The organism is Rickettsiales bacterium (assembly GCA_035765535.1).
In the GTDB taxonomy this organism is placed as follows: domain Bacteria; phylum Pseudomonadota; class Alphaproteobacteria; order Rickettsiales; family JABCZZ01; genus JABCZZ01.
In genome coordinates this window covers 162,176-176,243 of record DASTXE010000006.1, presented here as the reverse complement: position 1 = coordinate 176,243, position 14,068 = coordinate 162,176, and the positions used below count along the sequence as shown (strand labels likewise).

At 53.1% G+C, this 14,068-nt stretch carries 7 protein-coding genes; 5 read left to right on the top strand and 2 right to left on the bottom strand.

Annotation, left to right across the window (positions count from 1 at the left end; all coding sequences use genetic code 11):
• Positions 1-28: 28 nt before the first annotated feature.
• The 4 genes from VFT64_09460 to VFT64_09445 all read left to right on the top strand — a co-directional run bounded on the left by VFT64_09460 (position 29) and on the right by VFT64_09445 (position 4,851).
• Positions 29-1,657, top strand: a complete 1,629-nt coding sequence (locus VFT64_09460) for an ankyrin repeat domain-containing protein (GenBank protein ID HEU5048052.1) — start codon at positions 29-31, stop codon at positions 1,655-1,657.
• Between the two features lie 228 nt (positions 1,658-1,885).
• The gene (locus VFT64_09455; GenBank protein ID HEU5048051.1) at positions 1,886-2,896 is read left to right on the top strand and encodes an arginine N-succinyltransferase; all 1,011 of its coding nucleotides are present in this window, start codon (positions 1,886-1,888) and stop codon (positions 2,894-2,896) included.
• Positions 2,886-4,361, top strand: coding sequence for a succinylglutamate-semialdehyde dehydrogenase (gene astD / locus VFT64_09450; GenBank protein HEU5048050.1), 1,476 nt, complete (start codon positions 2,886-2,888; stop codon positions 4,359-4,361). Before VFT64_09455 ends, astD begins: the two co-directional genes overlap by 11 nt.
• 64 nt (positions 4,362-4,425) lie before the next feature.
• Entirely contained in the window at positions 4,426-4,851 is a 426-nt protein-coding gene (locus tag VFT64_09445) for a lysozyme inhibitor LprI family protein (protein HEU5048049.1), read from the top strand.
• Positions 4,852-5,219: 368 nt separating this feature from the next.
• Here VFT64_09445 and VFT64_09440 read toward each other — a convergent pair whose 3' ends face one another.
• Together VFT64_09440 and VFT64_09435 are read right to left on the bottom strand one after the other, a co-directional pair.
• A complete protein-coding gene (locus tag VFT64_09440; protein HEU5048048.1) occupies positions 5,220-8,750 on the bottom strand; it encodes a CHAP domain-containing protein in 3,531 nt (1,176 codons plus the stop codon).
• A gap of 201 nt (positions 8,751-8,951) precedes the next feature.
• On the bottom strand, positions 8,952-11,270 hold the full coding sequence (locus tag VFT64_09435; protein ID HEU5048047.1) for an NADP-dependent malic enzyme: 2,319 nt from the start codon (positions 11,268-11,270) through the stop codon (positions 8,952-8,954).
• Positions 11,271-11,337: 67 nt separating this feature from the next.
• Here VFT64_09435 and mutS point away from each other — a divergent pair, with 67 nt between their 5' ends.
• The gene (gene mutS, locus VFT64_09430; protein ID HEU5048046.1) at positions 11,338-14,052 is read left to right on the top strand and encodes a DNA mismatch repair protein MutS; all 2,715 of its coding nucleotides are present in this window, start codon (positions 11,338-11,340) and stop codon (positions 14,050-14,052) included.
• The last annotated feature ends 16 nt before the right edge of the window (positions 14,053-14,068 follow it).

Below are 14,068 nucleotides of genomic sequence, written 5' to 3'. Positions count from 1 at the left end.
TACTGGCACAGCGTTTGGGAATAAGAATATGAGAAGGTTAGCCGTCATTGGCTGGTGTGTGGTTGCTGCAGCGAGCTATAGTGTTGCGCGTGCGGCAGAAAAAGGAAATACCCTTCCGTACTTCCATTGCAACCGCCATCAGGCTGGTGAGCTGGCTTCCCTGATTTGCAGCAGTGACGAGCTGATGTCCCTGGACCGGGAAATGGCGGAAGCCCTGGCAAACGCGCGTAACCAATCGCAGGATGATCCGGCAGAAGAACATGCCCTGCAAGTTCGGCAGGAACATTGGCGAAAGAATCTTAATGAGCGCTGCGTTACCTTGCAAAAAGAAAAAGCCGATGTGCGCAGGAGCGAGCTGGATTGCTTGAGGACAGCGTATCGTGAGCGGCTGGTGGTGCTGAACCGGCCGGATATTTCTCTGCCGCTTACGGATGAAAAGGTTTACGAGATGGCGGCCTATCTCGGAGATAAAACCTGCGCGGATATCTCACGCATCGGCGAGGTTGAGAGCCCGCAGGCGCTACGCGAGTTTTCCTGCCGGTATTTCACAATCGATCCAAAACAGGCAGCGCGTATCTTCGGAAGTTGTCGCAACATGGAGCAGTTTGCGCCGGTCTGCGATCAGTCGCGCAAGGCCGATACTATTGTGGGCTTATCACAATATATCTCACAGCTTGAGTATATGCGCGGTGGAAGCACCTGCGCTGAAAATGTAAATTCGTCGCATTACCGCTCCGCCAAGATAGATGAGTTGCTGCTTCTGAATGATGGCGATGTCGATCCTGTCATGCTGAAGCAGGTCGATATGTTCGATGAAAACCAGCCCTCCAACCCAATTGCGACGCAAATCCAGCGCTGGTCGCAGCAGGGGCTATGGGAAAAAGCGCAGTACCAGACACTCAAGCGCTTACGGGTTCCGGCAGAAGAGGGGCTGGTGGCTTATTATATCCAGAAGTTCAAATGGAATCCGGCCAAGGCACGCAAAGTCGCACAATATTATATGGTGTATCTGGCCAATGATTATCTGGGCGGAGGCGGTAATGCCTCTGGGGTGGTACGTGTAGCGGATCTGAATGATCTGGATATTTATCTGAAAGGCGACGATGCAGCACGTGCCCGTTATAAAAACCAGCTGGGGCGCTTTCTGCGGCTTGCGGTGGTGAATGACTATCCCCTCGACAATATACGCAAGCTGCTCGATGACGGTGCTCCAGTGGACGGAGGCGGAAGAGGGAAGGTGGATACGCCGCTTATGCAGGCGGCTTTGCGACCGGATGTAATCAGGCTGCTGCTTGAACGCGGCGCGAATATCAATGCGCAGAACCATTTCGGCAAAACGGCGCTAATGTATGCGATTGAATACGGTAACAAGAAGGCCATAACGGCACTGATGACGCATAAACCGGATGTCTCGCTTTCCACCTTCGATACGGAGGAATGCGAAAGCAGCTCTATCGCCCTTGAGGCCGGAGGACGCACGGCGCTTATGTATGCCGCATGGTACAGCACGCCGGATATTATAAGAGAGCTGATCGCCTATGGCGCTGATCCCAGCACAAAGGACAGCGAAGGCGAAACCAGCTTTAATTATCTGGATAAGAATGCAACGCTTTCCTCATCCGAGCGGAACACGGCGGAAATGCTTCTCAGTAAATGAGCCTTGTGGCTTTTGCAGTCGTGAATGCATATTTTCTAACTTTTTTCACACGCTCAGCATGACGACGTGCACTACGCAGTTTTGCTAAAAGAATTCTACTTTTATATTAGAAATGCTGCGGGGCAGCAATGCACGATTTCAGGGTCAATAGGCTAGAAAATATAAATTATTTATTGCGCGGCAGGGGTGGGGACGTATAATGGGCAGTCATTTTTATAAACAGGGCGTATGAAGTTAAGAGTCAGAGCTGCACGAATCGAAGACCAGGCGGAGATTTTAGCGCTTGCCACGATTGCCGGTATCGGCATGTCATCGCTGCCTCAGGATAATGAGGTGCTGCGTGAGAAGATTGAAAAATCAGCACGCAGTTTTGCCGGAAATCCGGTCCATCCGAAAGAGGAAAGCTTTCTGTTTGTGCTGGAAGACCTGGAAACGGGCAGGCTTGCGGGGACAACAGGAATCGTAGCGCATGTGGGATTGCGCAGGCCTTTTTATTCCTATAAGCTTTCCACGATTTCGCAGGCCTCTTCCGGTATAGGTATTTACTCCATGCAGCAGGTGCTGCACATGGTCAATGACTATACGGGCGCATCCGAGGTCGGTTCTTTATTCCTGCATCCGGATTATCGCCGTGACGGGCTTGGCAAGTTTCTTTCGCGCTGCCGTTATGTGATGATCGCTGAGTTTCCGCAGCTGTTTTCTGAGGTTGTGATTTCGGAAATTCGCGGCGTTCAGGACAAGGACGGTAATTCGCCGTTTTACGATAACCTCGCCCGGCATTTCTTTAAGATGGGCTTCAGCGAGGCTGATTATATTTATGCGACGCAGGGCGGACAGTTTATCGCCGACCTGATGCCGAAATATCCGATTTACGTCAATCTTCTGCCGCAGGCGGCACAGGAAGTAATCGGCGTTCCGTTTGAGGCTTCACGGCCTGCGATGGAACTTCTGAAGCTGGAAGGCTTCCGGTACGAAGGATATGTGGATCTGTTCGATGCCGGACCGACCATGCAGGGAAATGCACATGATATCAGGACTGTGCGCAATAGCGCGAAAGCGCCCGTAGCGGAGATCCGCGCTGTGGCTTCCGAGCCATATATTATCAGCAATGCACGGCTCAAAGATTTTATGATTACGCGCGGACATATAGAGCAGACACGCGACGGGGTGGCGATCACACCGGAAGTCGCGGAAGCAATACAAGTGAAGATAGGAGATGAAGTACGTTATGTCATATAGTGGAAAATTATATATCAATGGCCAGTGGAAAGCTGGCAGCGGCAAATCGTTCCAGTCGTTCAACCCGGCAACCGGCAAGGTGATCTGGGAAGGTAACTCCGCAAATAAGGGCGAAGTGGATGCTGCGGTGGATGCGGCCCGTAACGCGTTTCACGAATGGGGTTTCATCAGCGTGGATGAGCGCGTGAAAGTAGCCCGGAAGTTTCAGGAAATCGTGATGAAGCGCAAGCAGGAACTGAGCGATGTGCTGGCTCAGGAAACCGGTAAGATGCTGTGGGATGCGACGGCTGAAATTGCTTCCATGGCAAGCAAGCTGGACGTGGCGCTGCAGGCTTACAACGAACGTACAGGCGAACGGTTCTCGGATGCCAGCGGATTCAAGACGGCACTACGCCATAAACCTTATGGCGTAGTGGCGGTTTTTGGGCCTTATAACTATCCCGCGCATTTGCCCAACGGGCATATTGTTCCGGCGCTCATTGCCGGCAATACGGTCGTATTCAAGCCCAGTGAACTGGCGCCGCTCGTAGCGGAAAAAATGATGGAATGCTGGGAACAGGCGGGACTTCCTGCAGGTGTCGTCAACCTTGTGCAGGGCGAACGTGATACGGGCAAGGCTCTTTCCTCCAATCCGGGGCTGGACGGGCTGTTTTTCACCGGCAGCACTGCAACGGGCAAAATCCTGAACCAGCAGTTTGCCGATGCGCCGCATAAGATTCTGGCGCTCGAGCTTGGCGGCAATAATCCGCTTGTTGTGCATGAAGTGGAAGACAAGCAGGCGGCAGCCTATTGGACGATTCAGTCCGCCTATATCACGACTGGTCAGCGTTGCACCTGTGCGCGCAGGCTTATCGTGCCGCTGGGCGCTGAGAACGATAAGTTCATCTATGCGCTCGTGAAAATGACGCAGACCATTCGTGTCGGCGCCTATGATGCCAAGCCGGAACCGTTCATGGGGCCGTTGATTTCCGATACGGAAGCCAAGCGCCTGCTGGATGCACAGGAGCAGCTTATCCGCCTGGGCGGCAAGCCGCTTGTGCAAATGAAGCGCCTGCATGAGACGTTGCCGTTCGTTTCCCCAGGGCTCATTGATGTCACTGATGTAAAAGACCGGCCGGACACGGAATGGTTCGGTCCACTGTTGCAGGTAATCCGCGTGCCTGACCTGAAGGCAGCGGTCGAAGTAGCGAATAATACCGCATACGGTTTATCTTCCGCTATTTTCAGCGATAAGCGCGAGCATTATGATTATTTCCTGAAGCATATCAGGGCAGGTATCGTTAATTGGAACCGTCCGTCGGCAGGTTCCAGCGCCAATCTGCCGTTTGGCGGCAGGGGCTTAAGCGGTAACAACCGTCCTACTGCATACTATGCAGCGGATTACTGTGCTTACCCAGTTGCGTCCAACGAGGCGACAAAATCGGTGATACCGCCGCAGCCAGCACCCGGCATTCAATTGTCATAAAATTCTGTTAGAAACTTGCAACGCTTGGCTGTATAATACACGGAAATTTTATTTTGGGGGTTTTATGATGAAAGCCGCATTGTTAGCAACTGCTTTGCTTGTGTTACCGGCATTCGCCAGTGCACAGGAAGCAGAAGAGCCTAAAAGCCAGAATCAGCTGAATGTGAAGCATTGCCATGATGCCGACGAAGCGCAGGCAACGCTCGATCTGACCTACCAAGCGGTTGTCAAGGAATACAGCTACGATCCGCGATTCCTGAAATATCTTGAAACGGCGCAAAAAGCATGGGTCGCTTTCCGTGATTCCGAGATCAATGCCGTTTTTCCTCCCGAGTACCGTCATGCCTATGGTTCCATGGAGAAAACATGCGAGTGCGACCTGAGAAAAAAAATTATCTATGCGCGTATCATGGAGCTTGAACAGTGGCGCAGGGGCGTTGATATCAGCCAGGGCTGCAACGGCACTATGAAAGAATATAAGACTCAGTAAGCGCAGCTGAGGCTAGCAGATATTGGTTTAGCCGTTGAGTATCATGGGAGGTGTCTCATGATACCCAACGAGTATGAATAAGACGGGTTTAAAACGTTCGTTTATGATCCAGTAATGTTCGTTCCTCATTTACCCTGGATTCCCCAGTTTTTCCTTTACAGTTCAAATAGGGTTTTTCGATATTCTGGGAGTAATTCAGAAAGATGAAGCTCTGGTATCCACTACAATAAAGCTGCGAGGCTTTTATCCTGAGCACAGTGGCTTCACTACGGAAATGAGTGCCTTCGAGAGACCGTTTCTATGCTGATCCAATGAATTTTTGAGGAGAGATGACAGACCGCCCTGCCATGCAGGACGGTCTATTTTTCTCAATTGCAATAGGGGCTTTTCCCTTCGGGATTGCCGGTGATGAACATATTGCATTCTTTCTGGCGGCGGCTTCTCAATTCGCCGCCATTATTTCTGAAACCGGGCATGGATGCGCCGATGGCATTCCAGTTGCTGCTCGCAAAATTACCGGCGTTCATGCTCATGAAAGAATGCAAACCACCGCAGCCTGTATTATAGGCCAGACTCGTCAGGGCATCGAACTGCGCCTGCGATATGCAGTAATTCGCAACAGCTTTGTTCACGCAATCGGAGAAGCCCTGTAACTCTCTAGCAAAGGTCTGGTTTGCACATGTCAGCAGATCCGCCTGAGAGAAGTTGTTCGGGCATACCTGCACTTTTGTGCCGTTAAGTTCGCACCAGTTCTGGCTCGGGTTTTCATAGAGATCGAGACCGTAACCGAACGTGATATGTCCATCCACACTCGGGCAGCTGTCAGGATGACAGGGGTGTGATTCTTCTGCTGCAAGCATGGTCATACCTGCGCTGTCCATTACAAACTTTGTTTTGCACATGGGGGCGGTCTGTGCGGGGGGCTGGCCTGAACACTGAATAGTACCGGGAGCGCCCGAGGAGCCGACTGTCGCCTGGTTTGGATTGCGGTTGATCAGGCCGAAGATCATATCCAGCTTACTCCAGTTGCCCGGATAATTTGGCCTGGGCTCGTTACTGCCGGGTGCAACCTGATGTACGTTCCATGCGAGGTCGCACCATTTCAGAATGGGGTCAGCGATGATTGTACCGATTTGCATGAGTGCCCCTGCACCCGGAATGCCAAGATTTTCTCCGAATCTGTCAAGCGCGATCGACAACGGACCGTAGAAGAAGACGTGCGGGGTGCTGTCGTTATTCGGAATGACGGTGATCGGGCTCGCGGTCACCATTTCGTGGCTGATTTCCATGGTGGGTGACCAGATGCCATTATGCGTGGGAGTGTCGGATACTCGCCACATCGTCCACACATACCCGTCGCTTCCACGGTAGAATACCTGCATGGGTTTGCCAGCGTCGGAGCCGTTGAAAGTGTTAATGGTTCCGCGGTCGGTATTGGGGGTGCCGAGCTGATCATTCCCGGTATTGTCCTTGTTGGGGACATAAGTCGCTACTGCCGGATCACTGGTCATGATCGGGCCCAGAGACGGATCATACAGCAGTACCTGAGAGAAGTCCTTAGCAGCGGCGGGCGGGACGGGCTGATTCCATGTACCTTTCGGGCCCGGACTCAGCTGCCACATATGCCTCAGTTCTTCTGCGGCCCCGCGATAGAAAATCTCAAGCCTGCCGTCGGGATTGACGGCAGCGGCAATATTACTGGTGACGACATCGCCCAGATTATAAGGCTTCGACCATCCGCTGCTTCCGCTGCTGCTGTAAGTGTGCCATACATATAGAACGTCACTCTTATCCGGCGTGTTACCCGTCATCAGCGGGCCTGGGTAGAAAATATGAATTGTGTTGCCCACTGCAATTACGGTCAAGTTGGCTATACCATTCTTACCTACTTTTAGATTAACAGGATCGGTCCAGCTTCCCCCGTGGTCTTCCAACTCCCAGATATTGCCGTCATCGGTCGAAGACAGATAGAATACCATGGTGGTGCCGTGGAAATTGATCACGGATACATTGCTGCGCGGATGCGTTTTATTGTCCTGCAAATGATGAGGTACGAGAGACCACCAGCCGGGGATATGCGCGCATGCACCGAAGAGGCAAGCTTCCCAGGCGGCATGGGTCTGCCAGTCGTGCCAGATATTGAGCGAGCAGGAAGGACCGGTTACCAGCCCGGCCGTAGAGGCGGTAACGGCGATACTGGCCAGTTCGCACCAAGGGTCAATGCCGACATAGAAGAATTCAATACGTTTGTCACCGGGATGCAGCATGGCCACGGGGTCGCTTACCGCATTGACGACGGCCGGCGGCATAACCGGATTGAACGGTGTCCAATGATTGAAAAATGGTGGTGAGAGCAGTGGGGGCAGATCATGTATGGCACTCCATACCCATCCAAACACGTTTCTGCTGAATACCATCAAATCGCCGTTACGGTCGATCGTGCCGGTAATGCCGGTATTGAATACGGCCAGTGAGTAAGCTTCCTGCCTGAATTTGAGCGAGCAGGTGGAAGCCATACTTACAGAAGCGTTTTTGGTGGCGTGGAGGAACGTACATGCGCAGCTTGAAGGCCATGCTTTGTAAGCGGATTTATCATCCATGCTTGGGCGCGACCAGTTCTGGTTGGCTGTGTGCACAGTGCCATCCGGGTCGACCGAGTTGACGACGGCAACGTGACCGATCCCTGCGTCGTTAATCCCGCAGCCCATTCTTCCGTTAAACATCATCAGGTCGCCTGGTGCCGGTTTATTGGTGTGGACCCAGGAACCGTCCGCCGGATCTTTGCTGTTGGGACCGCTGTCGCAATAATCTGCCGGATTGCCGCGCAGATCTATGCCGTACTTGAAATGGAAGTAGCGGTTGCCGAATTCCATACATTGATAACCGCCGCCACCGATATCCGTTGCATAGGCTTTACTGTAGTTAGGATCGGTGGTCGGAATGGAGGCTTTATTCGGATAAGTATTGAAACCGTCTGTGGACCAGGTGTCTCCGTAGCTTAAGCAGTGGTTAGAGTTGAATGCCGGATATCCATCGAATGAGAATACGTTAGGTTCATAAGGTATCTGAGCATCACAGGTTGTGCAATAAATCGCTTCACCTTTCTTGTTTTTGCAGAGCTTATTGCCTGCGCCGGCACCCTCTGTCTGGCTGCTGGTGCAGTCTGCCGCAGCTCCCGCACCGGGTTCGCATGTGTTGTCATCTGTGTTAGCCGTATTTTGATTGGCCAGGGCATGGATATAACAGGTGGCCTGAGTTACTTTGAAATCAGTATAGCCGTTCTTGCTGCCGAAATTCTGGTTAACAAGCGTCACCATTTGGGTTGTGGGATTGTAGTGATCAACGACTGCAATATGTCCTGAGCAACCTCCGAAAGGATCATCGCAGCCAGAATAGACAGCAACGTCTCCCGGTACAGGAGAGCCGCCTTTCGGTATTACCTTGGAGCCCGGATGTGTCTCACAAGGAACGCCGAGCTGGTCATTATCGCCCGCAATATTGATTCCCCAGCGAAATTTAAAGTAACGTATCGCAAGTTCGCGGCAGATATAACCGCCGGAAGCGTTCGGGTTACCCGGAATGTAGTGGTAGGAGCGGAATTCATTGGGAGGACTTGGCGGATCGTCATTGGTGTTATGACCGTCATTAGAGTAGACGCTATGGCCAGCGCAGTTATTAGGATTAAATGCGGGAAAGCCGTCGCAGGTCAATGTAACCCATTCGTTACTGCCGTCGCCGCATACGGTTTTGAGGCCGAGTGCCTGTGCAGTCGGAAAGCTGGTCGCTTTTGCATAGGCGGAATAGGCTTTATGCGGGGTAAGAAAGAGCAGGCAGGCTATAAGCCACCACAGAGTGGATATAAGGCTGGAATGGAGCGAACCAGCGTAGCGACCCGGCATATCTTTTACCTTCTTTTTATCGCTTTGCAGAACCCAATGCGGTTCCTCAAGTAAAACCATCATAGCACATAAATGTTAACGTTTTATTACGCCGGAAAATTTTTAGTAAAATTTTGCCTATGCCGTGTAACGTTATGAAACTATTCGGTTATTTCTAACCCTGTTCCCCCTGCAATGCAAGGGAAACAGGGGGATAGGCTTTTACTTCTTTTTGGCCGCCTTGCTTTTTTGGGCGGGAGCCGTGCCAGCCTTGGCTTCGATCGCGTCAATCGCTGCGATAGCCGCAAGATTGATGATATCGGAAACCGTAGAGTTCATCTGAGCGATCTGCACAGGCTTTTCCAGTCCGATGATGATCGGGCCGATGGTTACGCCGTCGCCCAGTTCCTGAAGCATCTTGGAAGAGATATGCGCAGAATGTAGCGCCGGCATCACCAGCACGTTGGCCGGACCGGACAGACGGCAGAACGGATACAGCGCCATCAGGTCCTTGTTCAGTGCGACGTCGGCCGACATTTCGCCGTCATATTCAAAATCGACTTCCATGCTGTCCATGACGTTGATAGCGTCACGCACGCGCTGTGCCTTTTCGCGCATCGGGTTGCCGAAGGTTGAGAAGGAGAGGAACGCCACGCGTGGGTCATGCCCCATCTGGCGGGCTTTCTCAGCGGTTTTGACTGCTATGTGGGCCAGTTCTTCCGCACTTGGCAGTTCATGTACAGTGGTGTCGGAGATGAATACAGTCCTGCCTTTAGCGATCATGATGGTCATGCCGAAGATGGACTGGTGCTTCTTATCCGGAATAATGCGGCGCACGTCCTGCATACATACGTTGTAATTTCGGGTGACACCGGTCACCAGCGCATCACCCTTGCCGAGTGCGAGCATGGTTGCGGAAAAGATGTTGCGATCGTTCTTAATAACGCGTGCGCAGTCACGACGCAGGAAGCCCCGGCGCTGCAGCTGCTTGTATGCATAATTAATATAGGGTTCAAGATTATCCACCAGCGAGGCATTGACGATTTCGAGATCCTGACCGTTTTTGACGCCCATGCGTTTCATGTTCGCCTTGATCTTCTCGGTACGGCCTACCAGTACCGGTGTGCCGTAACCGTTATCGCGCCACTGTACGGCGGCACGAATCACACGTTCGTCTTCGCCTTCGGCAAAGATAACGCGCTGCGGATTGTTCTTGAGCTTGCCGAAGATCATGTTCATTCGGCCTGCGGTCGGGTCGCGACGAGCAGCCAGTTCCATGCGGTATGCATGTTCGTTCTCGATAGGCTTACGTGCAACGCCGGTTTTCATTGCGGCTTTGGCAACGGCCATCGGGATCGTGGTGATCAGGCGCGGGTCGAACGGCGTCGGAATGATATATTCCGGACCGAATTCCATTTTACGGCCGGAGTAGGCGGCAGAAACTTCTTCCGGCACTTCTTCGCGAGCGAGTTCCGCCAGCGCTTCGGCAGCGGCAATCTTCATCTCATCGTTAATTTCGGAAGCATGAACGTCGAGCGCGCCGCGGAAGATGTACGGGAAGCCCATAACGTTATTGACCTGGTTCGGGTAATCCGAACGGCCGGTTGCGATAATCGCGTCCTTACGAACTTCCATCACTTCTTCAGGGCGGATTTCCGGATCGGGGTTCGCCATCGTAAAGATGATCGGGTTTTTCGCCATCGCCTTCACCATTTCCTTGGTGACGGCACCTTTGACGGAAAGACCGAGGAAGACATCCGCACCGGTCATGGCATCCAGCAGAGAGCGCTTGGACGTTTTAACCGCGTGAGCGGATTTCCACTGGTTCATAGTTTTATCATTGCGGCCCTGATAGATGATGCCTGTCTTGTCGCATAGGAATGCATTTTCGTCCTTAATGCCGAGCTTTTTGATCAGCTCTAAACAGGCGATACCGGCAGAGCCAGCGCCGTTGACGACGACAACCATGTCCGAGATTTTCTTGCCGGTGATATGCGAAGCGTTGATGAGGCCGGCGGCGCAGATGATGGCGGTGCCGTGCTGGTCGTCATGGAAGACGGGGATGTTCATCAGTTCGCGCAGGCGCTGTTCGATGATGAAGCATTCCGGTGCAGCAATATCTTCAAGATTGATACCGCCCCAGGTCGGGCCCAGGTATTTTACGCAGTTGACGAATTCATCCACATCGGCGGTGTCGACTTCAATGTCGATCGCGTCGATATCGGCAAAGCGTTTGAAGAGAACGGCCTTGCCTTCCATAACCGGCTTGGAAGCCAGCGCGCCGAGATTGCCCAGACCCAGTACGGCAGTGCCGTTGGAAATAACAGCGACAAAGTTGCCCTTGGCAGTATAGTCATAGGCCTTTGCCGGATCCTTTTCGATCTCCAGACACGGAACGGCGACACCGGGGGAATAGGCCAGCGACAGATCGCGCTGCGTCATGAGCGGTTTCGTCGGGGCGATTTCCACTTTGCCGGGCTTGCCGTTGAAATGGAAATCTAGTGCTTCCTTATCGGTGATAGGATCTTTTTCTTTTGCCATATTAGTTCCTGGGAGCGTATAAGAGTTTTAATCTCTCGTGAGTGTTAAATCTGAGCTACTGTTTTTTATGAAATTACAAAGCGGATCACCTTATTTCCATACTGAAGAAGCAAATTCAAGTAAAAAGATTGAGAATGCTGCGGTGCAGCACAACATTGTAGCTGTAAACCCGCCCGTCACCCCGGCCATGCAGCAGTATCTTGCGTGTAAAGCCGTCCACCCGGAATGCGTGCTGTTCTACCGTATGGGCGATTTCTATGAGCTGTTCTTTGAAGATGCCGTTAAAGCCTCGGCAATTCTTGGGATTGCGCTAACCAAGCGCGGCAAGCATAACGGGGAAGATATTCAGATGTGCGGTGTTCCGGCCCATAGTGCGGACGGCTATCTGGAGACATTGATTGCCAGCGGATGCAAGGTTGCGATCTGCGAGCAGATGGAAGATGCCGCGGAAGCCAAGAAGCGCGGCTCCAAATCCGTGATGCGCCGCGAGGTGGTGAGGATTGTTACGCCGGGGACGATTACGGAAGATACGCTGCTGGATGCGCGTCAGTCCAATTACCTGTGCTGTATTGCCAAGGTGGCAGGGGAATATAGTCTTGCCTGGCTCGAGATTTCCACGGGCGAATTTTACGTCAGTAATCCCGCGTTTGGCTTGTTGCCATCTGAAATCGCCCGCATCAACCCGCGCGAAATCATTCTTTCCGAAGCACTGGCCGCTGAGCTGGCAAGCCACGAGTTCTGGCAGGAATGGAAAGGTGTCGCGAGCGTGCAGCCTTCCGTGCTGTTCGATTCGCAGAAGGGAGAGAGGGGGCTTAAGGACTATTATAAGATAGCGGCGCTTGATGCAGTCGGCGATTTATCGCGTGCGGATATGGCTGCTTGCGGCGCATTGGTGGAATATATCAGCCTTACGCAGATTTCAGCGATGCCGCGGCTGGAGATACCGCGCAAGCAATTGCAGAATGCCGTGATGGCTATTGACCCTGCGACACGCCGTAATCTTGAACTGGTGATGACGCTTTCCGGCAGCCGCAGCGGCAGCCTGCTTTCGGTGATCGACCGGACGGTGACGGGTGGGGGGGCGCGTCTGTTGATGTCCTATCTGTCTGCACCGCTGACTGTGCCGCAGGCGATTTATGCACGCCTTAAACAGGTGAAATATTTTGTAGAATCAAATAGCTTACGCGCTGATCTGCGCGCGCTCCTGCGCCAGTGCCCGGATATGGAGCGTGCGCTTTCACGCATCTGCCTGGAACGCGGCAGCCCGCGTGATCTGATTGCGCTTAAGAACGGGCTTGAGACGGCGGAACATATACGCAGGCAATTGATTTCACTGGAAAATCTTCCAGCAGAAATCATGCGGCATCTGGACGCGTTTGGTGGGCATGAAGTGCTTGCGGCGCGGCTGCAGGCAGCGCTTAAAGCGGAGGTGCCGCTGCTAGCGCGTGATGGGAATTTTGTGCGTGAAGGCTACAGTCCGCCGCTGGATGAATTCCGCATGCTGCGCGATGAAAGCAAGCGGCTGATTGCGGCGCTTGAAGGGCGCTACCAGCAGGAGACAGGCGTCAATACGCTGAAGATACGTTATAATAATGTGCTTGGTTATTATGCGGAAGTGACTGCCATTCATCAGAAAAAGATTACAGAACAGTTCATTCATCGCCAGTCGCTTGCCAATGCGTTGCGTTATACTACGACGGAGCTTGGAGAATTGGAGCGCAAGATCAGTGAAGCAGCGGACCGGGCAATCAAACTGGAGCTGGAGATATTTGAGTCGCTGGTGGCCGAGATAAAAGCGCAATCGGTTGCTATCGCTTCGCTCGCGCGTGCGCTTTCGGCGCTGGACGTGGCAGCGGGGCTGGCGGAGCTTGCGGTAGAACAGCGTTATGTCTGTCCGGTGCTTGATAATAGCACAACGTTCGATATTCGTGGCGGCAGACATCCGGTGGTGGAGGTGGGGCTTGCAAAGTCAGGGCAGGGGCAGTTCATCGGCAACGATTGTGACTTGAGTGAAGTCCAGCGACTGTGGTTGCTGACCGGGCCTAACATGGCCGGTAAGAGTACGTTTCTGAGGCAGAATGCGCTGATTGCGATTATGGCCCAGATCGGCTCCTTTGTTCCGGCGGAGAGTGCGCATATCGGCGTGGTCGATAAATTATTCAGCCGTGTCGGCGCAGCGGATGATCTTGCTCGCGGGCGTTCCACTTTCATGGTGGAAATGGTGGAGACGGCTACGATCCTCAATCAGGCAACACAGCGCTCGCTGGTGATCCTGGACGAAATCGGGCGCGGTACGGCGACATTTGACGGGCTTTCGATTGCCTGGGCTGTGGTGGAGCATCTGCACGACCAGATACGCTGCCGGAGCCTGTTTGCAACGCATTACCACGAAATGACGGCGTTGGCTGCGAGCCTGTCCGCACTTTCCTGCTGGACGATGAAGGTCAAGGAATGGAAGGGAAATGTGGTCTTCCTGCATGAAGTGGCCAAGGGGGCGGCGGACCGTTCCTACGGCATTCATGTGGCGCGGCTTGCGGGATTGCCGGAGCCGGTGCTCAAGCGGGCGACGGATGTGCTGCATACGCTGGAAGAGACGCAGGGCGTAAAGGTGGCCAATAAGCTTTCGGACGATTTGCCGTTGTTTAAGTCCCTGCCACCGGTTGTGGAGCCTGTTCATAAGCCTTCGGAGGTGGATAAGGCGCTGGCAGGCGTTAATCCGGATAATCTCACACCCCGGGAGGCCATGGAATTGATTTATAAGCTCAAGGCGCTTGCAGCCTGATTTTGAAGGTTCCTTT